Here is a 23,506-nt window from a genome sequence, read left to right on the forward strand (position 1 = left end):
TGCCGCCGGAGGTGATGACGACGCTGCACCGGGTCCTGCTGGAGTCGCTCACCAACGTGCGCAAGCACGCCACCCGGGCCGCCTGGGTGGAGGCCGATCTGCGGCGGTACGAGCGGGTTGTCGTCCTGCGGGTGCGGAACTTCGGCTCAACCGCGTCGGACCCGCGGGTGTCCCGGCTGGGCGGCGGGTTCGGGCTGGTCGGCATGGCCGAGCGGGTGGAGGCGCTGGGCGGCAGGCTCTACGCGGGCCCGTCCCCCGAGGGCCCCTGGCAAGTGATCGCCGAATTCCCCCTGCCCTGACCCGGCCGCCCCATCGGAAGACCCCTCGCCGAGGTCCCGCTGGTCCGCGAGGTAGGGCACGTCGAGAGGTCCCTCGCCGAGGTCCCGCTCCCCGGCGGTGAAGGATCGGGCGAAGTGTTCCTCGCCGAGGGCGGCGCGCAGGCGGGCGGTGATCCGGTCCACGTCATGACGTTCGCCCGCTGGGAGGGGCGCGCCGACGGCTCGCCGGATCGCCGCCGCCCTCCCCAGCTTCCCGGCCGCCTCCTCCAGCCGCGCGTGGCCCGCGATCGACGGCGCCTCCTCCGGGCGCTCACGGCCCGCGATCGACGGCGCATCCTTGAGGTGCTCGTGGCCCGCGATCGACAGCGCGCCCGCCAGCCCCTCCAGGGCCAGTGCGACGGCCCGGGGGTCGCCCGTCGCGCGGGCGTGCCCGTACCCCTCGTTCTGGCGCGCCAGCGCGGTCTCGGCGTCGCCGCGCTGCTCGGCCACGAACCCCCACTCGGCCATGACGAACGCCACCCCGGGAGTCCCCCGTACCCGCCGCAGCCAGTCGAGCGCGGACAGCAGGTACGACTCCGCCTCCTCGTACCGCCCCTGCCTACGCGCGCTCATGGCCAGGCCGAGCAGCGCGTTCTCCTCCGCTGCCCGGTACGACTGCGCCACCGCCAGCCGCCTGGCCCGCCCGTGGTAGTCGTCGGACCGCTCGTAGTCGCCCGTGAGCAGCGCGAGCCGTCCGATCGCGGCCAGCTTGAACGACACGTCGAACCCCAGCCCCTCGGCCAGCCGCAGCGCCTCGTGCCGCAGCCGGGCCGCCCGCTCGTAGTCGCCGCGGATCTCGGCCAGCCGGTCGAGGACGTCCATGGCTTCGACCTGCCCCCATTCGTCCCCCAGCTCCCGGAAGATGGCCAGGCCGCGCTCGCCGTCGCGTTCCATCGCCGCCAGGTCGCCGTGGCCCACCGCGAGCTTGGCCCGCAGGCACAGCGCCGCCGCCACCCCCCACCGGTCCCCCAGCTCCTCGTACGCCGCCAGGGCCCGCCCCACAGCGGCCCGGTGCGCCGCGTGGTCGCCGTACGCCCAGCGGACGAAGCTCAGGAACCAGTCGGCCAGCGCGGCCCCCGTACGGTCGAGCGCGGCCCGGCGCACCGGCGGGGTGGGCTCGCCGAGCAGCAGCCCGATCCCGGCCAGCCAGACCGAGGCCAGGGCGGCGGCGCCCTCCTCGCCGCCCGCCGCCAGCGCCGCCTCGATCGACCGGCGGGCCTCGCGCAGCCTGCCGCGCAGGATCCAGTACCAGGCCAGCGCGTTGGCCAGGCGCAGGGCCTCCGGGCCGGACAGGGCCAGCCGCAGGTTGGCGCTCTCGGCGTCCAGCCTGTCCAGCCACTCGTGCTGGCGCGGACCGCGCAGCTCGGCGCGGGCGGCCAGGTCGGTGTAGTGGCGGGCGTGCCGCTCCCGCAGCAGGTCGTGCTCGCCGGCCTCGCGCAGCCGTTCGAGGCAGTAGGCGGTCACCGACTCGAGCAGCCGGTAGCGGGGGCCGCGCGACACGACCACCAGCGACCGGTCCACGAGCCTGGCCAGCACGTCGAGCACGTCCACGCCGGGCTCGGCGCAGACCGCCTCCGCGGCCTCCAGCGTGCAGCCGTCGGCGTGCACGGCCAGCCGCCGCAACACCGTGCGCTCCTCGGCGGACAGCAGCTCCCAGCTCCAGTCGATGGTGGCCCGCAGCGTGCGCTGCCGGGCCGGCGCGTCCCGCATCCCGGCGCTGAGCAGCCTGAACCTGTCGTCCAGCCGGGCGGCCAGCTCCTGTACGCCGAGCGCCCGCACCCGCGTCGCCGCCAGCTCCAGGGCCAGCGGGATGCCGTCGAGCCGCCGGCAGATGACGGCCACGGTGGGGCCGGGCTCGACGTCCGCGCGGGCCGCGAAGAGCCGTACGGCATCGGGTTCGGTCAGCGGGTGGACGACGCGGACCCGTTCGCCGGACACGCCCAGCGGCTCCTGGCTGGTGGCCAGCACGCGCAGGCCGGGCGCGGCCCGCAGCAGCCCCGAGACGAACCCGGCGACCTGCTCGACCAGGTGCTCGCAGTTGTCCAGGACCAGCAGCGCGCTCCCGCCCCCCAGCACCCCCGCCAGCCTGGACGCCAGCGGCACGGAGTCGTCGTCGCGCACGCCCAGCACGGCCGCCACCGCCTCGGCCACGTCCGCGGCCCCGGCCAGCTCCACCAGCCACACGCCGTCGGCGAACGGGCCCGGCCGCGCCTCGAACGCCCCGTCAGCGGAACCGTCGGCGAACCCGCCCTGCCGCGACTCGGCGCCCCCGTCGGCGGAACCGTCGGGGAAGGCCAGGCGGCGGGCGGCGGCGAGGGCGAGGCGGGTCTTGCCCACGCCGCCGGACCCGGTCAGGGTCACCAGCCGCGAGTCCGCCAGCAGGCCGGCGACCTCGGCGAGGTCGGCGTCGCGGCCGATCAGCGCGGTGAGCGGCGCGGGCAGATTGGTGGACGGCCCGGCCTCGGCGGCGGGCGGCGGGGCGGTCAGCGACGGATCGTGGCGCAGGATGGCCCGGTGCAGCGCGGCCAGCTCCGGCGAGGGGTCGAGCCCCAGCTCCTCGGCCAGCCTGACGCGCAGCTCCTGGTAACCGGCCAGCGCCTCGCTCTGCCTGCCGCCCCGGTACAGGGCCTTCATGTGGGAGGCGCGCAGCCGTTCGCGCAGGGGGTGGCGGGCGACCAGGTCGGCGAGGTCGACGTCCTGGCCGAGCGCGAGGCGCGTCTCGGCCTGCTCCTCCAGGGCCGACAGGCGCAGCTCGGCCAGCATGGCGATCTCGGGGCGGGCGAACCCCTCGTCGGCGAAGTCGGCGTAGGCCGCGCCCCGCCACAGCGCGAGGGCCTGGTCCAGCTCGCGGGCCCGCTCGCGCGGCGCGGCGCCGCGGCGGCCCACGAGGGCGCGGAAGCGGGCGGCGTCGGAGTCGTGGGCGGCCAGCCGGTAGCCGGCCGGGCCGTGGACGACCATGGCCGGGTCGCCGAGCGCGCGGCGGAGCTGGGAGACGCGGGCCTGGAGGGTGCCGACCGGGTTGCGGGTGGGCCGGTCGCCCCACAGGTCGTCGATCAGCCGGTCGGCGGAGACCGGGCCGCCGCCGGCCGCCAGCAGGGCGGCGAGCAGCGCGCGGACCTTGGGCTCGGCGACGTGGACCTCCTCGCCGCCGTCCGTCCAGACGGCCAGCGGGCCGAGCACCCCGAATCGCACCATGCAGAGACTAACCCGTAGCCGGTCATAAGGATTTCCGTAGGACGGTGCCGCAGGCTCCCTGTCATGACTCAGGTGACAGTTGTGGGGCTCGGCCCGATGGGGTCGAAGATGGCCGAGACGTTCCTCGGCGCGGGTTTCGACGTGGCCGTGTGGAACCGTACGGCGAGCAAGACCGAACCGCTGGTCGCCCGGGGAGCCCGGCGCGCGGCCTCGGCCGCGGACGGCGACCTGCTGGTGATCAGCCAGATCGGCTACCAGGCGATGTACGACAGCCTCGGCGAGGCCAGGCTCGACGGGAAGGTGCTGGTCAACCTCAGTTCGGGCACCCCCGAGGAACTACGCGCGGCGGCCCGCCGGGTGGCCGGACGGGGCGGCACGCTCATCACCGCCGGGATCATGGTCCCGCCGCCGGGCATCGGTCAGCCGGGCGCGTACTCCTTCTACAGCGGCCCGAAGGACGCGCTCGACCGGCACACCGCGACGCTCAGGGCCCTCGGCGACATCACCTACGTCGGCGCCGACGAGGGCCTGGCGATGATGTACTACCAGTCGCTGCTGCTGATCTTCTGGTCGAGCCTGACCAGCCAGATGCACGCCATGGCGATGCTGCGCACGGCCGGGGTCTCCCCGCTGGAGTTCCTGCCGTTCGTGCGGGAGGAATTCACCCAGCTCGGCGGCGACGGCGTGATGGGGTTCGCCAGGGTCCTGGCCGAGGAGTTCGCCGCCGGGACCTACCCCGGCGAGCTGAACTCCCTGCACATGCAGGCCGTCGGCCTCGGCCACGTCGTGCACGCGCTGGACGAGGCCGGGGTGGAGACCACGGTGCCGAACGCGCTGAAGGAGCTGTTCGAGCGCGCCGACGCCGAGGGACGGGGCCACGAGGGCCTCGGCACCGTGATCGAGTCGATCAGGAACCCCTGATCAGTGGTTGGCCAGGAAGGCGAGCAGGTCCTGCCGGGTGATCAGCCCGGCGGGCTTGCCGTCCTCCAGGACGACGGCCGCGTCGGCCTTCTCCAGCGCCTCGACCGCGCGCGCGACGGGTTCACCGCTGCCGATCGTGGGTAGCGGCGCCGACATGTGGTCGGAGATCGGGTCGTCGGAGGCGAGCCTGCCGTGGTAGAGAGCCTCCAGCAGGTCGCGCTCGACGATCGAGCCGACCACCTCGGCCGCCATGACCGGCGGCTCCTCCTTCATGACCGGAAGCTGGGACACCGAGTACTCGCGCATGATCGAGATGGCCGTGCCGACCGACTCGTGCGGGTGGGCGTGCACGAACTCCGGCATTCCCGGCCCCTTGCGCGCCAGCACGTCGCCGACCAGGCCCTCGTCCGAGCTCGTGGTCAGGAAGCCGTAGTCGGCCATCCAGTCGTCGTTGAAGATCTTCGACAGGTAGCCGCGGCCGCCGTCGGGCAGCAGCACGACCACCACGTCGTCGGGCCCGGCCTTGGCCGCCACCTGCAGCGCCGCCACCACGGCCATGCCGCACGAGCCGCCGACGAGCAGCCCCTCCTCGCGGGCCAGGCGGCGGGTCATGGTGAAGGAGTCCTTGTCGGACACCGCGATGATCTCGTCGCAGATCCCGGTGTCGTACGTGGCCGGCCAGATGTCCTCGCCCACGCCCTCCACCAGGTAGGGACGACCGGAGCCGCCGGAGTACACCGAGCCCTCGGGGTCGGCCCCGATGATCTTCACCCGGCCGCCGGAGACCTCCTTGAGGTAGCGGCCGGTGCCGCTGATCGTGCCGCCGGTGCCGATGCCCGCCACGAAGTGCGTGATGCGGCCCTCGGTCTGCTCCCACAGCTCGGGACCGGTCGAGTGGTAGTGGGAGTCGGGGTTGTTGACGTTGGAGTACTGGTCGGGCTTCCAGGCGTTGGGGATCTCGCGGGCCAGCCGGTCGGAGACCGAGTAATAGGACTCCGGGTGGTCGGGCGAGACGGCGGTCGGGCAGACCACGACCTCGGCCCCGTACGCGCGCAGCACCGCGATCTTGTCCTGGGCCACCTTGTCGGGCACCACGAACAGGCACCGGTAGCCCTTCTGCTGGGCCACGATGGCCAGGCCCACACCGGTGTTGCCGGACGTCGGCTCCACGATGACGCCGCCCGGCCGCAGCGCGCCCGACGCCTCGGCGGCCTCGATCATGCGTACTGCGATGCGGTCCTTGACGGAGCCGCCAGGGTTGAAGTACTCGACCTTGGCCAGCACCTGGGCGGAGATCCCCGCCGTTACCTTGTGCAGCCGGACGAGCGGAGTGTTCCCCATGAGGTCGACCAGGGAATCGTAAACGCGCACCGAGGTGTTCACCTTCTTTGCCGAAGCTTGATCAGCTTGCCCGAGGCCGAGATCCATTGGGGGTGGCAGGCCCTCGGCTAGTTTTCAAGCAAACGCTACCGCCGAGTTCGACCGGGAGGACACTACGTGGTCTGGGCAGCAGGCATGGCACGCGCGGCCAGGAGGATCGCCATGGCGGCCGCGCTCGGAGGTGGCGGGCTGACGGCGCTCGGAGCCACGGCGTACGGCCTGCTGATCGCTGAGGGACTGCTCGCGCGCAAGGCCATCGGCCGCCCCCACGGTCTGGACGGACCGCCCTCGGACGGCGTCTACGGCGATTTCCGCGGCATTCCCCTCAACATGGTCATGCTCGGCGATTCCACCTCCGTGGGCCTGGGCATGACCGATCCCAGCCACACCCCCGCCGTGCTGCTGGCCAACGGCGTGGCGGCCGTGGCCGAGCGCCCGGTCCACCTGCTGGTCGCGGGCAAGTCGGGCGCCCCCTCCGCGGAGCTGTCCGAGCAGGTGGACGCCGCCCTCGCCATGCGCCCGGACGTGGCGGTGATCTTCGTGGGGGCCAACGACATCATCACCCAGACGCCCCCGGCCGTCGCGGTCCGCCATCTGGCCAAGGCGGTGCGGCGGCTGCGCGAGGCGGGCGTCGAGGTGGTCGTCGGCACCTGCCCCGACCTGGGCACGGTGCGGCCCATCGCCCAGCCGCTGCGCTGGGTGACCCGGCGGTGGAGCCGTCAGCTCGCGGCGGCCCAGACCGTCGCCGTGGTGGACGCGGGCGGCCGGACGGTGGCGTTCGCCGACGTCCTGGGCCCGGAATTCGATACAAATCCGACAGAAATGTTCGGACCGGATCGTTTCCATCCATCTGACCGAGGTTACGCGCAGGCCGCTTACGCGGTGCTACCGTCGGTGTGCGCTGCGTTGGGGCTGTGGCCTGAGCCGCGGCCCGCACGGGGCGAAGGACTGCAACCGATCTACCTTGCGGCGGCAACGGCCGCGGAGGAGCCCGGCACCGAGGTCAGCGCGACCCGGGTCGACGGGCGGGCGACGGGGCTCCACGGCAAGTGGGCCACGCTGTTCCGCCGGCGGCTCGGCGAGACGCCCACCGACGCCTGAGCGCGCCCGGCGGGCGGCTCGGCGACCCCCCACCGACGCGCGAACGTGCGCGGCGGGGGGCTTGACGACGTCCGATCCGGTCACCCTCCGAGCCCTAGCCGTCACTCCTCGTTCTCTTTGGAGTGAATTGCCTGTGCTCCGGCCCCTCATGAAACCTTCCCTGGCCCTCGCCGGGACCCTCGCCCTGACCGCCTGCTCCGGCAGCGACGCCGCCACGGCGAACTTCCCCTCCTGGCAGAACACCCAGGTCAACGCGGTCAGCCGGATCGTGTCCGCGGCCGGGGTGGCGACCACGACCTCCATGAAGCCCGACGGCACGCTGGAGACCGTGGCGCTCGGCCTCGACGACGGGCGGCGCCTGTGGGCGTACCCGGCCACCATGGCGGGGCGCCTGCCCGGCATGGGCGTCTCGGCCCCCGCGATCGTGGAGACGGCCAAGGGCCAGGGGGTGATCGTGGCGCTCGACCCGACCAGGAAGGGCCGCTGGAACGCCACCCTCATCGCCCGCGACGCCCGTTCGGGGGCGCAGAAGTGGACCAGGCCGATGCACTCCACGTTCGGGCCGCAACGCTGCGGCCCCTACCTGTGCGTGTCGGAGCACACCGCCCTGGCCCACGCCCGCATGGTCGTGCTCGACCCGGCGACCGGCCGGGTGATGTGGCGGCTGCCCGGCATCTCCGAGGTCGAGTGGTCCGACCCGGCCCGGGTCCTGCTGCTGCGGATGGCCGCCAACCCCATGATCGAGTCGTACGACGTCAAGACCGGCAAGCTCCAGTGGCAGCAGCCGATCGAGCAGGCGCTCGGGCCGGGCATCGACCTGTCGGGCGGGTGGGCGTTCGGCTCGACCGGCGACAACCTGGTCGGCTACGTCGCCCCCTACACCAACCCCCAGACGAAGAAGGTCTCCACCTTCGGCCTGTTCTCCATCAGGATCGGCGACGGCACGGTCAACTGGATGCGTCCCTCGGTCGTGCGCGTCTACCCGAGCGGCAGCCCCGGCTACGCGCCCGTCGTACGCCCGGTGGACCGCCAGGGCGCCTACGGCGGTTTCGCCCGGCTCGACTCCGAGACCGGCCGGGTGGTCGGCCAGATCACCGCCTCCGACGTCCCCGGCTCGGGCTGGTGGCTGGCCTTCCCCGACCGCATGGACAAACTGGGCTTCCTCAAGCACGACGCCAAGGGCAGCGCCTTCGACCTGGTCTCGGGCAAGCCCGCGCAGGTGGGCGAGGAGCGGGGCTGGTCCTTCTGCGTCACCGACCCCAAGCCGCTGCCGCTGCGCGGCCAGGCCCCCGGCTTCTACTCCACGGCCGCCGTCTGCGAGTACGACCTCGGCAGCGGCACCCGCGTCTCCCCCATGAGCGCCCCGCCGCCCTGGTTCACCGGCAGCCAGGACGGCTGGCGCCTGTGGCGCGACGAGAAGGGCGCCGTGCACGCCGTCAACGACCACACCGCCACCGCCCCCGGCATGTACGGCTGACGCGGGGGCCCGGGGTGCTTGCGAGAAGGACTGGAATATAGTTCTAATATCAGCGCCGGACACAAGGAGGGGCCATGCCCGAGGCAGTCATCGTCGCAACCGCGCGTTCCCCGATCGGACGAGCCTTCAAGGGGTCGCTCAAGGACATCCGTCCCGACGATCTGACCGTACAGATGATCCAGGCGGCGCTGGCCAAGGTGCCCCAGCTCGACCCGAACACCATTGACGACATCATGCTCGGCTGCGGCCTGCCGGGCGGCGAGCAGGGCTTCAACATGGCCCGGGTGGTGGCGGTGCTGCTCGGGCTCGACACCGTGCCGGGCACGACCGTCACGCGTTACTGCTCCTCCTCGCTGCAGACGACGCGGATGGCCTTCCACGCGATCAAGGCGGGCGAGGGCGACGTGTTCGTCTCGGCCGGCGTCGAGACCGTCTCCCGCTTCGCCAAGGGCAACTCCGACTCGCTGCCCGACACCCACAACCCGCTCTTCCTCGACGCGCTGGCCCGTACCAAGCAGTCGGCCGAGGGCGGCCGGAGCTGGCACGACCCGCGCGGGGACGGCGCCGTCCCCGACATCTACATCGCCATGGGGCAGACCGCCGAGAACCTGGCCCAGCTCAAGGGCGTCAGCCGCCGCGAGCAGGACGAGTTCGGCGTGCGCTCCCAGAACCTGGCCGAGAAGGCGCTGGCCGACGGGTTCTGGCAGAAGGACATCACCCCCGTCACGCTCCCCGACGGCACCGTGGTGAGCAAGGACGACGGCCCCCGGGCCGGCACCACGTACGAGGGGGTGGCCTCGCTCAAGCCGGTCTTCCGCCCCGACGGAACGGTCACCGCCGGCAACTGCTGCCCGCTGAACGACGGCGCGGCGGCCCTGGTCATCATGAGCGACGTCAAGGCGGCCGAGCTGGGCATCACGCCGCTGGCCCGGATCGTCAGCACCGGCGTCAGCGGGCTCTCGCCCGAGATCATGGGCCTCGGGCCGGTGGAGGCCTCGAAGCAGGCGCTGTCCCGGGCCGGGATGGCGATCGAGGACATCGACCTGGTGGAGATCAACGAGGCGTTCGCGGCACAGGTGATCCCGTCGTACCAGGACCTCGGGATCGACCTCGACCGGCTCAACGTCAACGGCGGGGCCATCGCCGTGGGGCACCCGTTCGGGATGACCGGGGCGCGCATCGCCTCGACGCTGATCAACAGCCTGCGCCACCACGACAAGAACCTCGGCCTGGAGACCATGTGCGTGGGCGGCGGCCAGGGCATGGCGATGGTGCTGGAGCGCCTGTCCTAGATCGTGCCTGACGGCCCCGTACCGGTCTCACTGCCGGTGCGGGGCCGTTCGCGTCGTGCGGGTCAGCCCTGGCGGTCCGGGCCCGCCTGGAGCGGCGTCACGCGGACGATGACGCGCCGCTCGCGGGCCATGGCCTCGCGGTAGCCGTCCCAGTCGGGGTGTTCGCCGGAGATGTCGCGGTAGTAGGCGACGAGCCGGTCCATCGCCTCCGGCAGGGAGACGATCTCGGCGGTGCCGTCGACCTGGAGCCACTCCCCGAAGAAGCCGTCGGCGAGGACGCAGAGGGAGACGCGGGGATCGCGGCGGATGTTGTGCACCTTCATCGCCGTCTCGCGGGTGCTGATGACGATGCGCCCGTCGGCCACGCCCGCCAGCACCGGCGACATCTGCGGGTGCCCTCCGCGACGGCTGGTGAGCAGGACTGCGTGGTGGTTCTTCTCGATGAAGCCGAGTGCCTTGTCCAGATCCATGTGTTCATGATGACGCGCCCGTGCTCCGAGCACGGGCGCGCTGATGGGGAAGGGCTCTAGATCAAGCCCATTCGGGTACGGCGGTGCCGCTCGTGCTCCAGCACGATCGCGGCGGCGTAGCCGTGGGTCAGCCCGTGCTCGTCGGCGAGCCAGTTGGCCCGCTCGTCACACCTCAGGAAGGATGGGCCGTTGTCGATGGCTTGGAACCACTCGGGGAGTTCGCGTCCCGTTATCGTGGGGACCCTTGCGATGAGCTTCGTCTGCGTCTCCGGTGAGTGGTTCAAGGACATGGGCACCTCCGCGGATTAAGGTCCTTTGCTCGACACTGCAACACCGCGGTGCGAATGGCAACCCCCCAGCCAGGCATCATTCTGTGACGGCAGGTAGATTTCCGGTCGCACAAAGAGAGGGCCCCGCCGTTACGGCGAGGCCCCCAGGAAGTGAACGATCAGTCGTCGCCGGTGAAATAGCTGATGAACCGGAGCACCTCGAGGTAGATCCAGACCAGGCTCAGCGTGAGGCCGAACGCGCACTGCCAGGCGAACTTCTCCGGAGCGCCCTGGCGCACGCCCTGCTCGATCGAGTCGAAGTCGAGGAGCAGGAAGAAGCAGCCGACCAGGATCATGACGATGCTGAAGATCCAGCCGAGCGGGCTGTCGGTGCGCAGGCCGAGCCCGACGCCGTTGAAGATCCCGACGACCAGGTTGACCAGCACCAGCCCGACCACCGCGAGGGCGGCCGCCATGCCGAACCTGACCAGCTTCGGCGTGACCCGGACGACCCGCAGCGAGTAGACGGTCAGCACCGCCCCGAAGGCGAAGGCCGTGCCGAGCACCGCCTGGAAGACGATGCCGCTGATGGCGCCCTCGAAGACCTGGCTGATCTTGCCCAGGAAGACGCCCTCGAAGACCGCGTAGCCCAGGATGAGCGCCGGGTTGGTGCTCTGGGTGAACGAGGCGATCAGACCGAGGATCAGGGCCACGATGGCGGCGCCGATGGCCAGCGCCGGGGGGACGTCGAGCACCCAGGTCGCGGCGGCGGCCACGACGAGCGCTCCGAGGGTGAGGAAACCCCGGACCACGACGTCGTCGAGGGTCATCGCCCGGTGGGCGGGCGGGGCCGGGGGTGCGTACGACGGGGCGTCGTACATGTTCCGCAGGGTGTCGGGTGACGGGGCTGGGCCGGCCCAACCCGCGTGCTGCTGACGCGTCCTGCTGAAAATGGGGTTCTTGCTCTCCATCGCTGCCTCCTGTGGCGCCGAGCCTACGGGGCCTGGCGGCACCTAGGTCAACTCACGCTGAGATCGAAGTTCGTCGGGGGACTTCGGCAGCGAGGACAACGAACGTGACCGCGCGTGAGTTCCCGAGGTCGGGGCGGCCGTCCCGGGCGGGCGCGGGCGGGCGGGCGGCAGTAACTCCGGCGCGGCCAATTGAAACAGAGTTCTGTTGGGTTTCGTGATGAAAACGGAATCTTCCCGACGCGTCACCAGACCGGGTCTTCCCGGCAAACGACCGGAAGCATTGTGTGACGGGTTGATAGCAGTAGTGAACCATCGGATGCGACAAGATGCTTCACTCGGAGAAAACCCCAGGTCGGGGACACTTAAGAATGGTGCCCCCGGCGGGATTCGAACCCGCACTACAACCCTTTTAAGGGGTTTGCCTCTGCCATTGGGCTACGGGGGCGCCGCAATCATACGAAACGGACCATGCTTCCGAGGAGCACAACTTCGCATCAGGCGTCACAACTGTGAAGTCTGCGGTGAAGTGATAGCGCCCCTGGCACTCTGTCCAAGAAGAGTAGACCGTCCAGATGGTCCAGTTGGTGCTGAATGCAGCGAGCCTCGAAGGCGTCCGCCTCGATGACGACCGGCTCCCCTGTGCCCGGCAAATGCCCATGTACGGTGATGCGCGTCGCCCGGCGTACGTCGGCGGTGAGCCCCGCGATGGACGCGCACCCCTCGCGCCCACCGCCCCAATGGGAGGCACTCGTGAGGCGAGGGTTGACCAGGACGAGCTCCCCGGCCCACGACCGGGCCCGGGGGTGGGCCCAGGCGTTGAAGGCGATCAGCCGCCACCTCAGGCCGATCTGGGGAGCGGCCAGACCCGTCATGGCGATCTCGCCGCGCAGGGTCGCGAGGAGGTCGGCGGCGGCCGTCACGGTCTCGGGGGCCGCCGGATCGACCGGCGCGGCCCTGGCCGACAGCGCCGGGTGCGGCGCGCCGAGCACCTGGCGCGGGGTGCCTCTGGCGCCCGTCACAACAGGTCCGGCTCGACGGGACGGAAGGTGATCTCCGAGTCGAGCCCCGCCCCGACGGCCGCCAGCCGGCGCATGAGGGCGGCGACGTCGACGTCCTCGGGCAGCTCGACGTCGGCGATGAGCACGTAGAGGCGGCCGGTGAGCCGGGTGCTCATGCCGGTGATGTTGCCGCCGTCGGCGGCGAGCACGGCGCTGACGGCCGAGATGATGCCCGGCCGGTCGGGGCCGTGCACGGTCAGGACGTAACCGAGGCCGCCGCCGTCGCCGCCGCCGTCGCAGAAGTGCCGCCGCGCCTCGATCGCCGAGGCGGAGACCACCAGCTCGGGGGCGCACAGCCGCTTCGTCAGCTCGTCGGGTTCGAGATCGCCGGAGACCAGCAGCATCATCGCCACGTACCCGCCGAGCAGCGTCATGGTCGAGTCCTGGATGTTCGCACCGCAGTCGGCCAGCGAACCGGTGACGGCGGCGATCACGCCGGGCCGGTCCACGCCGAGCACGGTCACCGCTGAGAGCCCCACCCGTGGTACCCCTTCCGCATTTCGTTCCGGGGTGCCGAAAACGCCCCGGCGATGTTCGCCGGGGCGCTGCCGTGTCTGGGCTAGCGGCGGGTCGTCGCCACCGCGGCCCTGAACCCGTCGCGCGGATGCTCCATCTCACCGAGTGAGATGGTCTCTCGCTTGAAGAACAGGGCCAGGGTCCAGTCGACGACGACACGGACCTTGCGGTTCAGCGTCGGCACCCGCGACAGATGGTAGGTGCGGTGCATGAACCACGCAGGGAAACCGCGCAGCTTCACGCCATAGACATTCGCGACGCCCTGATGCAGGCCCAGTCCGGCCACCGATCCGACATACTTGTGGCGGTAATCGACCAGTTCCTCGCCACGCAGGTGACGGACGATGTTGTCGGCCAGCACCTTGGCCTGGCGCACGGCGTGCTGGGCGTTGGGGGCGCAGTACTGGCCCGGGTTCGTCACGTCGGGCACCCCCGCGGCGTCGCCGGCGGCGAAGGCGTCACGGGTGCCGGCGACGGTGAGGGCGGCGGTGGCCTTGATCCGGCCCCGCTCGTCCAGGGGCAGGTCGCTGTCGTTGACGACCGGGCTCGGCTTGACGCCCGCCGTCCACACCAGGGTCTCGGCGTCGAACTCGGTGCCGTCGCTGAGCACGACGTGACCGCCCTCGCACGACTCCAGCCGGGTGTCCAGCTTGACCTCGATGCCGCGCTCGCGGAGCTGCTCCAGCGTCCACTTGCCCATCTCGGGGCCGACCTCGGGCAGCACCCGGTTCGTGGCCTCGACGAGCACCCAGCGCAGGTCGGCCGGGGTGATGTTGCGGTAGTAGCGGGTGGAGTCCTTGGCCATGTCCTCAAGCTCGGCCAGCGCCTCGACGCCCGCGAATCCGGCCCCGACCACGACGAACGTGAGCGCCCTGCGCCGCACCTCGGGATCGACGGTCGACTCGGCCACGTCGAGCAGGTGGAGCACGCGGTTGCGCAGCGCGATGGCCTCGCCGACGGTCTTGAACCCGATGCCGATGTCGGTCAGCCCGGGGATCGGCAGCGTACGCGAGATGGACCCGGCGGCCATCACGATCACGTCGTAGGCCACCTGGCGCGGCTCGCCCTCGGCGGGCTGGAAGGTGACGACGCGCTCGGCGTGGTCGACCTTGGTCACCGTGCCGTTGAGTATGCGCACCTTGGGCAGGATCCGGCGCAGCGGGGCGACCATGTGCCGGGGTGAGAGGTTGCCCGCCGCCGCCTCCGGCAGGAACGGCTGGTAGGTCATGTAGGACTGGGGGTCGATGATCGTGATGCGCGCCTCGCCGCCGCGCAGCTCGCGGCGGAGCTTGCGCTGCAGCCGGAGCGCGGTGTACAGGCCGACGTAACCGCCGCCGACGATCAAGATGTGCTTGTTCATCCTGAGGCCCCATCCCTCGTGGAATGCTTGTGAAAGCATTCACAAGCTTACGTCGGCGCCTTCCGGTGAGTCCAACCCGGGGATGGTGGGACGCGTCACACCGCCAGCGACCTGGCCCGGAGGAAGACGTCGTCCAGCATCTGGGCGGTGACGCGGCCGGTGAAGGTGTTCTGCTGGCTCGGGTGGTAGCAGCCGAGCAGGGTGACGGGGGCGGCGTCGTACCGGACCTCGACCTCGACGCCGTGGCCGAACCTGGGCCGTACGCGCGGCAGCTCGTAGCCGGCGTCCTTGAGCGCGGGCCACATGGCCTGCCAGGCGAACCCGCCGAGCGCCACCACCGCCCGTACGCTCCCCGCCACCATCGCCACCTCGCGCGCCATCCACGGGAAGCAGGCGGCCTTCTCCTCGGGCGTGGGCTTGTTGGCCGGGGGCGCGCAGCGCACCGACGCCACGACCCTGGTGTCGATGAGCTCCTGGCCGTCGCCGGCGTACGTACTGGTCTCCTTGGCCGCCAGGCCGCAGCGGTGGAGCGAGGCGAACAGCCAGTCGCCGCTGCGGTCGCCGGTGAAGATGCGGCCGGTCCTGTTGCCCCCGTGGGCCGCCGGCGCCAGGCCCACCAGCAGCACCTTCGGCCGCTCGGCCCCCCACCCCGGGACGGGACGGCCCCAGTACGTCTCGTCCGCGAACGCGCGCCGCCTCACGCGCGCCACCTCCTCGCGCCACTCCACCAGACGCGGGCAGGCGCGGCAGACGGACTGCGCGGCCGTGAGCTCCGCGAGGGTGCTGGTGGTGGAGGCGAGGCGGCGCACGTCCGCGGGGTCGTGGGCCACCGGGGTGTCAGGGGTGGCGGGGTCACCGGGCCAGCCGGTGCCGGGTGGTACGAAGCTCATGACACCGATGGTGCCCGATCACCTGGTCTTCTCCGGCACGGGCGTGGCGGTGGTCGTCCCGGGGGTCGTCCCGGGGGTCGTCTCGGTGGCCGTGGCTGGGGTCGTCGCGGGGGTGGGGGCCGTCGCGGGGGTCGGGGTCGCCGTGGCGGTCGCGCACGCGGAGGGCGTGGCCGTGGGCATGCCGTTGTCGGCCAGGATCTCCTGCTCCTGGACCAGCGGCAGCGGGTAGCGGTTGAGCACCGGCTCGCCGCACGACCGGTCGACCACGTAACCGCGGCTCTCGGGGTCGAGCGTGATCGGCTTGCCGTCCTGGTCGTAGAGGTAGACGTCGGTCAGCGGGCTGCCGTCCTTGGCGTACGGCTTGATGTTGTAGATGTCGAGGCCGCCCCCGACGAGCATCACGTCGGCCGGCTCCGACATCGCGACCGGCTGGTCGTCCACGTCGGAGGCCGCCGCCATGCCGGCGAGCAGCGCCAGCACCGCCAGCGCGTTGACGCCCGTCGCCAGCAGCGCGGCGAAGCGCCCCCCGCGGGCCCGGCCGAACCACACCGAGACCCACACGGCCACCGCCACCAGCGCCCACTCCGCCAGGTTCCCCGGGACGACGCCGCCGCGCGCCGTGATCGCCAGCAGCAGCATGGCCAGCAGGTAGCCGCGCAGCACCCACCAGCCGGGCCGCAGCTCCGGCAGGAAGGCCACGAAGCTCCGGTACGGCTTGTGGCGCAGCAGCCCCGCATGCGCCCGCGCCGCCCACGCCCGAGGCCGCGGACGGCGCCTCTGGCGGCCCTGCGGACGCCCCCCGTAGGCGGCCACCAGTTCCTCCGCGTACGCGGCGGGCGGCCCGAGCCGATCCTCCAGCGGCAGGTCCGACTCGGCCGCGATCTCGGCCAGATGGTCGTCGAGGTCCTCGATCAGCTCCTCGCGGTCCGGGTGACCGGCCAGGGCGTCGCGGACGGCCTGCGCGTACTGTTCCGGCGTGGTCATGCGTGCCCCTCCTTGAGCAGGGAATCCATGGTGGCCGCGAACGACGTCCACCGCTTGGCGGAGGCGGCGTACAGGGTGCGGCCGACCTCGTTGAGCCCGTAGTACTTGCGGTGCGGGCCCTCGTCGGAGGCCACGACGTAGGAGTTGAGCGCGCCGGCCTTGAACAGGCGGCGCAGCGTGCCGTAGACGGAGGCGTCGCCCACCTCTTCCAGGCCCGCCTCCCTGAGTCTGCGTACGACGTCGTAGCCGTAGCCGTCGCGCTCGTCGAGCACGGCCAGGACGGCCAGGTCGAGCACGCCCTTGAGCAATTGGCTGCTATCCACGCAAAGGAGAGTACTGTGCAATGCACAATAGTGGCAACAAGAGAACCGGGCGGCTCCCCTGAGGGTGCCGCCCGGTCACGTGATCAGCCTAGGCGTCGGCCTTGGGCGGGCAGGTCGCCGAGTAGCTGGCGACGCCCGACGAGGCGGCGTTAGGGCTGGTGACGACGAGCTCGATGGTGCCCTTCGTCTCCTTGCTGTTGTGCGTGCCACCGACACCCCAGGTCACGGCGAGGTCGCCGTTGACCTGACGCTCCAGGACGTTGACGTCCTTCACGCCGTTGACCACCCAGTAGTACTTGACGGTGGTGGGGCCGGTGCTGTGCAGGGTGGCCGTGAAGTCCACGCCGGGACCGCGGTTGTCCTTGCACATGTCGTTGCGGTTGCCGGAGACCGACACGGCCGACACGGACGCGGTGGGCTTGGGAGCCTCGCACGCCGCGTACGACTGCGTGATCGAGTCGTTGTTGTTCGGCCCGGTGACCGTCAGGGTGATCTTGCCACCCTTGGCGGCCTCGCCGGTCAGCGCCCGGTCAGGGAGCTCGACGGTCTTCGAGCCGCTGCCCGAGAAGACGCTCTCGCCCTTGAGCACGGACTCGCCGTTGACGGCCCAGGTCCACTGGACGCGCGCGGCGCCGGTCGCGTTGACGTTGGCGTGCGCGCCGACCTTGCACCCGTCGTTGTTGGTGGCCGTCACCAGGTCGGTGGCCGACACCTTCACAGCGGGAGCGGGGGTCGAGTCCTTGCACCACACCTTGTAGTAGGCGCGGTTGGACAGGGCGTCGTCGGGGCCGACGATCTCAAGCTGCGCCCAGCCACGCTGGCTGTGACGCGGGGAGATGCCGAAGCCGACCTTGCGCTTGCTCCAGACCTTGACCTTGCCGTGGTCGACGACCTCGCCGTTCAGGACCCAGCGGTAGCGGACCCAGCTCGGACGGTTGACGCTGATCAGACCGGTGAAGTCGATCTTGTCACCCGGGGTGCACGCACCCTCGTAGGACGACGGGTTGGCCCAGGCGCGCGCCGAGACCGACACGTCCTTGTCCGTACGGACGCCACCGAGGTCGACACACGAGACCGAGAAGTAGCCCTTCTTGGACGTGACCTTCTTCGGACCGAGGACCTGGACGGCCTCCCAGCCCTTGACGTCACCCTTGAAGGTCACCGACTCCTTGACGGTGACCGACTTGGTGCCGTGGCCCTTGAGCTTGACAACCTGGACCTTGCCCTTGGACCCGTCACCGTGGAGCCAGCGGTAGGCGAGCTCGGTCTTGCCCTTGACCGGGACCTTGATCTTGGCCGCGAAGTTGACCTTGACCGGACAAGAACCCTGGTAGTCCTGGTCGGCCGCCTTCGGCGCGGTGACCGACACCTTGGCGGACTTGGCCGAGGTGGCCGTGGCGGCCTTGCCGGCCGCGGACGTGGTCGCCGCCTGTGCGGGGCTGGCTACCAGGCCCGCTGCCATGGCGGCCAGCACGGCAGCAGAGGCGCCGAACGCCGCCGCCTTACGTGCTAACCCAACAGACATCATGTGAGAGTGCTCCATTCCGTGAGGGAAAAGACGCGCTCGGGAACGGTCGCCACGCCGGCACCTTCCGTGCACAGCGATATGGCAAAGCCCCCGTTTTGCGCCTTTACCTAATCACAATAGTGATTGCACACTCAACACGGGACATAGATCGGAAATGTCCGGATTTGGCTATCTAGCCGGCGAGAGACCAGGCGATTCCATCCAAGATGTCGTGTTCGCTGACGACGACCTGCGAAAACGCGAATCGACGGACGATCCGGTCAAGAATTAGCGCACCAGCACCAATCACGTCAACTCGCCCGGGATGCATCACCGGAACCCGCGCGCGATCACCATGAGTCATCGCGAGCAGCCGTCGCGTCACCTCGTGGACCTGTTCTGCGGAGATCCTGGAGTGATGGATGCGCTCGGAGTCGTAGGCCGGCAGGTCGAGGGCGATGCCCGCGATCGTGGTCACCGAACCGGCCAGACCGACCAGCGTGTGCGCCCGCTCGACGGGCACCGCCTCCTGGACCCGGTCGAGCGCCGCCTCGATGTCGGCGACCACGGCCTCCAGCGCCGGGGCGGGCGGAGGGTCGCCGGCGTCCCGCAGATGCCGCTCGGTCAGCCGTACGCAGCCGATGTCCACCGACAGCGCGGCCTCGGCGTGCTCGGAGCCGACCACGAACTCCGTGGAACCGCCGCCGATGTCCACCACCAGGTAGGGCGGCAGCGGGCCCTGCGGCATCTCGGTCTCCGGCGAGATGCGCAGCAGGCCCCTGGTCGCCCCCCTGAACGACAGCTCGGCCTCCTCCGCCCCCGTCACGACCTCGGGCGCCACGCCGAAGATCTCGCGGACGCCGTCGACGAACTCCTGCCGGTTGCCCGCGTCGCGGGTCGCGCTCGTGGCCACCACCCTGGTCGCGACCGCGCCGTGCCGGTCGATCAGCTCCCGGTAGGAACGCATCGCCTTGAACGTGCGCTCCAGCGCGTCGGGCGCCAGCATGCCGGTGCGGTCGACGCCCTGCCCCAGGCGGACGATCTCCATCCGCCGCTCGACGTCGTGCAGCGTGTCGTCGCGGACGTCGGCGATGAGCAGGCGCACCGAGTTGGTGCCGCAGTCGATGGCGGCTACACGCATGGTCCGTCACTCCACCAGTCGGGGAGCGCGTCCAGCGCCTCCCTGCCGAACGGGTTGCTCCCCGGCGCCGCCAGTTCGTGCGCGACCAGGGCGTGCAGGCACTTCACGCGCAGCGGCATGCCGCCGGTGCTCTGCATGTCGCGGGGCAGCGGCTCCATGCCCTCGTCGTGGGCCGCCTTGTCGCGCCTGGCGACGTAGTCGTCGTGCGCGGCCTGGTAGGCGGCCGCCAGATCGGGGTCGGTCGCCAGCCTGGCCTGCATCTCGCGCATCAGGCCCGAGCCTTCGAGCGTGCCGATGGCCGAGGCCGCCTTGGGACAGGTCAGGTAGTACAGGGTCGGGAACGGCGACCCGTCGGGCAGCCGCGGCGCGGTCTCCACCACGTCGGGGTTGCCGCACGGGCAGCGGTGGGCCACCCCGCGCAGACCTCTGGGCGGACGGCCGAGCTGCCGCTGGACCGCTTCGACGTCGTCACTTTCCACTGCTGCTCTCCACCGCTCTGCGACCCGTGCCCTTGTCGGCGGCCTCCACCGACTCCCACAGCGTCTGGTACCACGGGGGCACCTCGACGGGCTGCTTCACGGCCGTCTGCTCCTTGCCCTGCTCGGGCTCCATCACCACATAGCACTTCTCGCCGGGGCCGCAGAAGTGCAGCCGTTCCTTGGCGGTGCGCCTGATCCAGTTGGGATCGTCGCTCTGCCGGTCGCGGGCCAGCAGCGTCTGCCGCTCGGCCTCGACCCTGGCCTTCTCCGCCTGCAGCTCGGCGATGCTGCGGCGCAGGCTGATGTACTCGCGCACAGGGTAGGCCAGGCTCATCGCGATCGCGCACACCACGACCGCGAGGATGGCGGCCCGCCCGGTCAGCTGCGGCCTCTTCGCCAATGCTGCACACCCCCTTCGACGTACGGCTCGCGGCCGTCAGACCTTCCCCGGCCGCGAGCCGTCAGTCGAAACTAGCGCCGGAACCGCGGAAAAGCCGCGCGACCCGCGTAGCGGGCGGCGTCGTCGAGAAGCTCCTCGATGCGCAGCAACTGGTTGTACTTGGCCACACGGTCGGACCGCGCCGGGGCGCCGGTCTTGATCTGGCCGCAGTTGACCGCCACCGCCAGGTCGGCGATCGTCGTGTCCTCGGTCTCGCCGGAACGGTGGCTCATCATGCACCGGTAGCCGCTGCGGTGGGCCAGGTCGACGGCGTCGAGGGTCTCCGACAGCGTGCCGATCTGGTTGACCTTGACCAGCAGGGCGTTGGCGGTGCCCTCGTTGATGCCGCGCTCCAGCCGCTCGGGGTTGGTGACGAACAGGTCGTCGCCGACGAGCTGGACCTTGGCGCCGAGGGCCTCGGTGATGGCCTTCCAGCCCTCCCAGTCCTCCTCGTCGAGGGGGTCCTCGATGGAGACGAGCGGGTAGTTGTCGACCAGGTCCTCGTAGAAGGCGATGAGCTCACGCGCCGACAGGCCCTTGCCGTCGATCGTGTAGACGCCGTCCTTGTGGAACTCGGAGGCTGCCACGTCGAGGGCCAGCGCCACGTCCTCGCCCGGCACGTAGCCGGCCCGCTCGATCGCGACCAGGATCAGGTCGAGGGCGTCGCGGTTGGAGGGCAGGTTGGGGGCGAAGCCGCCCTCGTCGCCCAGGCCCGTGGCGTAGCCCTTCTCCTTCAGCACGCCCTTGAGCGCGTGGTAGACCTCGGTGCCCATGCGCACGGCCTCGCGGAACGTCTCCGCCCCGATCGGCGCGATCATGAACTCCTGGATGTCGACGTTGGTGTCGGCGTGCGCGCCACCGTTGAGGATGTTCATCATCGGGACGGGCAGCACGTGGGCGTTGGGGCCGCCGACGTAGCGGAACAGGGGCAGGTCGGCGCTGTCGGCCGCGGCCTTGGCGACGGCGAGCGAGACGCCCAGGATGGCGTTGGCGCCCAGCTTGGCCTTGTTGGGCGTGCGGTCGAGGTCGATCATGATCTGGTCGATGATGCGCTGGTCCTCGGCCTCGACCCCGTTGATCTCCTCGAAGATCTCGTCGGTCACGGCGAGCACGGCCTTCTCCACGCCCTTGCCGCCATAGCGCTTGCCGCCGTCACGCAGCTCGACCGCCTCGAACTGGCCGGTGGACGCCCCGCTCGGCACGGCGGCGCGGCCGCTGCTGCCGTCGTCGAGCACGACCTCGACCTCGACCGTGGGGTTGCCCCGGGAGTCGAGGATCTCGCGAGCGTAAACGACCTCGATGGTAGCCACGGGTTGCGCTCCTAAATCGAAAGGCAATATGCCATCAGAGCCTATCGGTACCCCGGGGCACCGGCACGGCACGGTCACCCACCACGGTCCAGCCGGTGGGGCCGGGCGCGGGGCCGTCGGGGGTCAGCCGGTGGAGGCCAGGCTCCAGGCCTGGAGGCGGCTGCCCGTCGCGACGACCAGCAGGCCGTCGCCGGCTGCCAGCCCGGTGACCTTCCTGCCGGGCGCCAGGTCGCCCAGCCGCTCGCCGCGGTCGGCGTTCCACACGGTCACCCCGTCGCCGCCGCCGGCGATCATCCGGCGCCCTCCCGCGGCCGTGACGCCGACGCCCGCCGCGCCCGTGGTGAAGCCGCGCACGAAGGCGCCGCTGTCCAGGTCGTACACGGCGGTCGAGCCGCCCGTGGTGACGGCGGCGCGGCCGTCGCCGAACGCGGCGACCGAGCGCACCTCGCCCTTGCCGAGCGGCCCCGCGGGCGCTCCCAGCAGGCCCCGGCCGGTGCCGACGAGGGCCTTGCCGGTGGTCTCGTCCCAGGCCAGGGCGGTGACCGGGCCCGTTGCGGGCCGGTCGCGGGCGACGATCCGGTCGGAGGCCAGGTCGAGCGTCACGACCTGGCCGTCGGGGCAGCCGATCACCACCGCGGGCTGCTTGCGCCACTGGCCGGGCGCCAGGCGGGCCTCCGACCGGCACACCACGTGCCAGGCGCCGGGGCGGGCGTCGCCGATGCGCCAGCGCCGCACGATTCCGTCCGTGCCCGTCCAGACGGCGGTCTGCCTGCCGCCCACGGGGATCAGCACCAGGGAGCGCACCGGCGTGGGGCCCGCGTCCGGAAGCCGGTCGAGCGGCTCGCCGATGCGCGGGTCCCACACCTCGATCGAATTGCCGGACTTCTCGGCGTAGGCGACGACGGGCGCGCCCTTGTGGTGGCCGATGGCCATCGCCGCGACGTTCGCCCCGGACGCGGGCCCGAACTCGGGGCCGAGCTCGACGCCGAACGCCGCCTGCCCGCCGGTCGGCCCCTCGACGGCCGGAAAGCCGGCGTTGCGCCACAACACCCCGGCCACCACCCCCAAGGCGACGAGCACGCCCACCCCGGCCGCGGCCCACCCCCGCCGCGTCCCCGGCCCCGGCCCCGGCCCCGGCCCCGGCCGCACGTCCCGCGGCACCTCGCCAGCGTTACGCGGCAGCCTCCGCGGTTCACGCGGCCCCGCGTCGGCGTCCCGCCGCGACCTCCGCGGTTCACGCGGCGCCGCGTCCGGGTCGCGCCGCGCCCGCCCGGAGGCGTGGCGGCGCGGCGCCGCGGCGGTACGGCCCAGCAGCCGCGCCAGCACGTCGTAGGCCGACGGCCGCGCCACCGGCTCCTTGGCCAGGCACGCCCGCAGCACGGCCCGCAGCGGCTCGGGCACCTCGCGCAGGTCGGGCTCGGCGTGCAGGATGCGGTTCATCACGGCGGGGATCGAGTCCCGGCCGAACAGCGGCTCCCCCGTGGCCGCGAACCCGACGGTGGCCGCCCAGCTGAAGACGTCGGACGCGGCCGTCGCGCCCTCCCCCGCGATCTGCTCCGGCGACATGTACCCGGGCGTGCCGACGACGCTGCTCGCCGTGGTGGAGACGTCCATGTCCTTGGCGATGCCGAAGTCGATCACGCGGGGGCCGTCCTGGCCCATCAGCACGTTGCTCGGCTTGAAGTCGCGGTGCACGATGCCCGCGCCGTGGACGGCGGTCAGGGCCGTGATCGTGCCGGCCGCCAGCCGTTCCAGCTCGCCGACGGTCAGGGGGCCGCCGTCGAGGACCAGGTCGTGCAGGGACGGCCCGTCGATGAACTCGCTGACGATGTACGGCCGCCCCTCGGCCACCCCGCTGCCGTAGATCCTGGCCGTACGTGAGCCCGCCACCTTGGCGGCGGTCGTGCTCTCGCGCAGGAACCGGCGAGTGGCCCGCTCGTCGCCCAGCAGGCGCGGATGCAGGATCTTGACGGCCGCGTGGCCGCCGTCGGCGTCGCGGCCCAGGAACACCGACCCCTGGCCGCCGTCGCCCAGCCGGCCGAGCAGGCGGTAGCCCGCCACCTCCCGCGGCTCCCCCGAGCGCAGCGGTCTCAGCTCCACCACCAG

At 71.8% G+C, this 23,506-nt stretch carries 21 protein-coding genes and 1 tRNA gene; 4 read left to right on the forward strand and 18 right to left on the reverse strand.

Annotated features, from left to right (window positions below; genetic code table 11):
- Window positions 1-146 precede the first annotated feature (146 nt).
- Window positions 147-3,509 (reverse strand): BTAD domain-containing putative transcriptional regulator, encoded by a 3,363-nt coding sequence (locus tag ACIHAD_RS28280; RefSeq protein WP_397357721.1) that lies wholly within the window; start codon window positions 3,507-3,509, stop codon window positions 147-149.
- A 75-nt stretch (window positions 3,510-3,584) separates the two neighbouring features.
- Between ACIHAD_RS28280 and ACIHAD_RS28285 the strand changes: the two genes are divergently transcribed.
- Window positions 3,585-4,433, forward strand: a complete 849-nt coding sequence (locus ACIHAD_RS28285; protein ID WP_397357650.1) for an NAD(P)-binding domain-containing protein — start codon at window positions 3,585-3,587, stop codon at window positions 4,431-4,433.
- On the opposite strand, the gene ACIHAD_RS28290 is transcribed toward ACIHAD_RS28285, so the two are convergent.
- The gene (locus tag ACIHAD_RS28290) at window positions 4,434-5,804 is read right to left on the reverse strand and encodes a cystathionine beta-synthase (RefSeq protein WP_397357651.1); all 1,371 of its coding nucleotides are present in this window, start codon (window positions 5,802-5,804) and stop codon (window positions 4,434-4,436) included.
- A 144-nt stretch (window positions 5,805-5,948) separates the two neighbouring features.
- On the opposite strand from ACIHAD_RS28290, the gene ACIHAD_RS28295 reads away from it, so the two are divergent.
- The 3 genes from ACIHAD_RS28295 to ACIHAD_RS28305 all read left to right on the forward strand — a co-directional run bounded on the left by ACIHAD_RS28295 (window position 5,949) and on the right by ACIHAD_RS28305 (window position 9,683).
- A complete protein-coding gene (locus tag ACIHAD_RS28295; RefSeq protein ID WP_397357722.1) occupies window positions 5,949-6,914 on the forward strand; it encodes an SGNH/GDSL hydrolase family protein in 966 nt (321 codons plus the stop codon).
- A 148-nt stretch (window positions 6,915-7,062) separates the two neighbouring features.
- Window positions 7,063-8,391, forward strand: a complete 1,329-nt coding sequence (locus tag ACIHAD_RS28300; RefSeq protein ID WP_397357652.1) for a PQQ-binding-like beta-propeller repeat protein — start codon at window positions 7,063-7,065, stop codon at window positions 8,389-8,391.
- Window positions 8,392-8,465: 74 nt separating this feature from the next.
- On the forward strand, window positions 8,466-9,683 hold the full coding sequence (locus ACIHAD_RS28305; RefSeq protein ID WP_397357653.1) for an acetyl-CoA C-acetyltransferase: 1,218 nt from the start codon (window positions 8,466-8,468) through the stop codon (window positions 9,681-9,683).
- A gap of 62 nt (window positions 9,684-9,745) precedes the next feature.
- On the opposite strand, the gene ACIHAD_RS28310 is transcribed toward ACIHAD_RS28305, so the two are convergent.
- The 16 genes from ACIHAD_RS28310 to ACIHAD_RS28385 all read right to left on the reverse strand — a co-directional run bounded on the left by ACIHAD_RS28310 (window position 9,746) and on the right by ACIHAD_RS28385 (window position 23,503).
- Window positions 9,746-10,153: a PPOX class F420-dependent oxidoreductase gene (locus tag ACIHAD_RS28310; RefSeq protein WP_397357654.1), complete on the reverse strand. Its 408-nt coding sequence runs from the start codon at window positions 10,151-10,153 to the stop codon at window positions 9,746-9,748.
- A gap of 56 nt (window positions 10,154-10,209) precedes the next feature.
- On the reverse strand, window positions 10,210-10,443 hold the full coding sequence (locus ACIHAD_RS28315; protein ID WP_397357655.1) for a DUF4287 domain-containing protein: 234 nt from the start codon (window positions 10,441-10,443) through the stop codon (window positions 10,210-10,212).
- A gap of 158 nt (window positions 10,444-10,601) precedes the next feature.
- Window positions 10,602-11,393: a Bax inhibitor-1/YccA family protein gene (locus ACIHAD_RS28320; RefSeq protein WP_397357656.1), complete on the reverse strand. Its 792-nt coding sequence runs from the start codon at window positions 11,391-11,393 to the stop codon at window positions 10,602-10,604.
- A gap of 369 nt (window positions 11,394-11,762) precedes the next feature.
- Window positions 11,763-11,838: transfer RNA gene (locus ACIHAD_RS28325), tRNA-Leu, on the reverse strand.
- A gap of 49 nt (window positions 11,839-11,887) precedes the next feature.
- The gene (locus ACIHAD_RS28330; RefSeq protein WP_397357657.1) at window positions 11,888-12,412 is read right to left on the reverse strand and encodes a peptide deformylase; all 525 of its coding nucleotides are present in this window, start codon (window positions 12,410-12,412) and stop codon (window positions 11,888-11,890) included.
- The gene (locus ACIHAD_RS28335; RefSeq protein ID WP_397357658.1) at window positions 12,409-12,930 is read right to left on the reverse strand and encodes a glycine cleavage system protein R; all 522 of its coding nucleotides are present in this window, start codon (window positions 12,928-12,930) and stop codon (window positions 12,409-12,411) included. The genes ACIHAD_RS28330 and ACIHAD_RS28335 overlap by 4 nt, the downstream gene beginning before the upstream one ends.
- An 80-nt stretch (window positions 12,931-13,010) precedes the next feature.
- Window positions 13,011-14,327, reverse strand: coding sequence for an NAD(P)/FAD-dependent oxidoreductase (locus ACIHAD_RS28340; RefSeq protein ID WP_397357659.1), 1,317 nt, complete (start codon window positions 14,325-14,327; stop codon window positions 13,011-13,013).
- 95 nt (window positions 14,328-14,422) lie between these two features.
- Window positions 14,423-15,217, reverse strand: a complete 795-nt coding sequence (locus tag ACIHAD_RS28345) for a uracil-DNA glycosylase (protein WP_397357660.1) — start codon at window positions 15,215-15,217, stop codon at window positions 14,423-14,425.
- An 18-nt stretch (window positions 15,218-15,235) separates the two neighbouring features.
- On the reverse strand, window positions 15,236-16,201 hold the full coding sequence (locus ACIHAD_RS28350) for a hypothetical protein (RefSeq protein WP_397357661.1): 966 nt from the start codon (window positions 16,199-16,201) through the stop codon (window positions 15,236-15,238).
- Window positions 16,198-16,524: a PadR family transcriptional regulator gene (locus ACIHAD_RS28355; protein WP_397357662.1), complete on the reverse strand. Its 327-nt coding sequence runs from the start codon at window positions 16,522-16,524 to the stop codon at window positions 16,198-16,200. Before ACIHAD_RS28355 ends, ACIHAD_RS28350 begins: the two co-directional genes overlap by 4 nt.
- Window positions 16,525-16,612: 88 nt before the next feature.
- Window positions 16,613-18,052 (reverse strand): hypothetical protein, encoded by a 1,440-nt coding sequence (locus tag ACIHAD_RS28360; protein ID WP_397357663.1) that lies wholly within the window; start codon window positions 18,050-18,052, stop codon window positions 16,613-16,615.
- 172 nt (window positions 18,053-18,224) lie between these two features.
- A complete protein-coding gene (locus ACIHAD_RS28365) occupies window positions 18,225-19,172 on the reverse strand; it encodes an exopolyphosphatase (RefSeq protein WP_397357664.1) in 948 nt (315 codons plus the stop codon).
- Window positions 19,163-19,651 carry a DUF501 domain-containing protein gene (locus tag ACIHAD_RS28370; RefSeq protein ID WP_397357665.1) on the reverse strand — a complete coding sequence of 163 codons (489 nt, stop codon included), beginning with the start codon at window positions 19,649-19,651 and terminating at the stop codon, window positions 19,163-19,165. Before ACIHAD_RS28370 ends, ACIHAD_RS28365 begins: the two co-directional genes overlap by 10 nt.
- The gene (locus ACIHAD_RS28375) at window positions 19,641-20,051 is read right to left on the reverse strand and encodes a septum formation initiator family protein (protein WP_357974748.1); all 411 of its coding nucleotides are present in this window, start codon (window positions 20,049-20,051) and stop codon (window positions 19,641-19,643) included. Before ACIHAD_RS28375 ends, ACIHAD_RS28370 begins: the two co-directional genes overlap by 11 nt.
- A 71-nt stretch (window positions 20,052-20,122) precedes the next feature.
- A complete protein-coding gene (gene eno, locus ACIHAD_RS28380) occupies window positions 20,123-21,400 on the reverse strand; it encodes a phosphopyruvate hydratase (RefSeq protein ID WP_397357666.1) in 1,278 nt (425 codons plus the stop codon).
- Between the two features lie 123 nt (window positions 21,401-21,523).
- Window positions 21,524-23,503: a WD40 repeat domain-containing serine/threonine protein kinase gene (locus ACIHAD_RS28385; protein WP_397357667.1), complete on the reverse strand. Its 1,980-nt coding sequence runs from the start codon at window positions 23,501-23,503 to the stop codon at window positions 21,524-21,526.
- Window positions 23,504-23,506 lie beyond the last annotated feature (3 nt).

The organism is Nonomuraea sp. NPDC052265 (assembly GCF_044547985.1).
Lineage (GTDB): Bacteria > Actinomycetota > Actinomycetes > Streptosporangiales > Streptosporangiaceae > Nonomuraea.

Excerpts from the sequence above, each read along its gene's own strand:
- ACIHAD_RS28345 (WP_397357660.1), bottom strand. The coding sequence starts at position 15,217 with ATGAGCTTCGTACCACCCGGCACCGGCTGGCCCGGTGACCCCGCCACC.
- ACIHAD_RS28320 (WP_397357656.1), bottom strand. The coding sequence starts at position 11,393 with ATGGAGAGCAAGAACCCCATTTTCAGCAGGACGCGTCAGCAGCACGCG.
- ACIHAD_RS28310 (WP_397357654.1), bottom strand. The coding sequence starts at position 10,153 with ATGGATCTGGACAAGGCACTCGGCTTCATCGAGAAGAACCACCACGCA.
- ACIHAD_RS28350 (WP_397357661.1), bottom strand. The coding sequence starts at position 16,201 with ATGACCACGCCGGAACAGTACGCGCAGGCCGTCCGCGACGCCCTGGCC.
- ACIHAD_RS28295 (WP_397357722.1), top strand. The coding sequence starts at position 5,949 with ATGGCACGCGCGGCCAGGAGGATCGCCATGGCGGCCGCGCTCGGAGGT.
- ACIHAD_RS28360 (WP_397357663.1), bottom strand. The coding sequence starts at position 18,052 with ATGATGTCTGTTGGGTTAGCACGTAAGGCGGCGGCGTTCGGCGCCTCT.
- ACIHAD_RS28300 (WP_397357652.1), top strand. The coding sequence starts at position 7,063 with ATGAAACCTTCCCTGGCCCTCGCCGGGACCCTCGCCCTGACCGCCTGC.
- ACIHAD_RS28340 (WP_397357659.1), bottom strand. The coding sequence starts at position 14,327 with ATGAACAAGCACATCTTGATCGTCGGCGGCGGTTACGTCGGCCTGTAC.
- ACIHAD_RS28365 (WP_397357664.1), bottom strand. The coding sequence starts at position 19,172 with ATGCGTGTAGCCGCCATCGACTGCGGCACCAACTCGGTGCGCCTGCTC.
- ACIHAD_RS28305 (WP_397357653.1), top strand. The coding sequence starts at position 8,466 with ATGCCCGAGGCAGTCATCGTCGCAACCGCGCGTTCCCCGATCGGACGA.
- ACIHAD_RS28315 (WP_397357655.1), bottom strand. The coding sequence starts at position 10,443 with ATGTCCTTGAACCACTCACCGGAGACGCAGACGAAGCTCATCGCAAGG.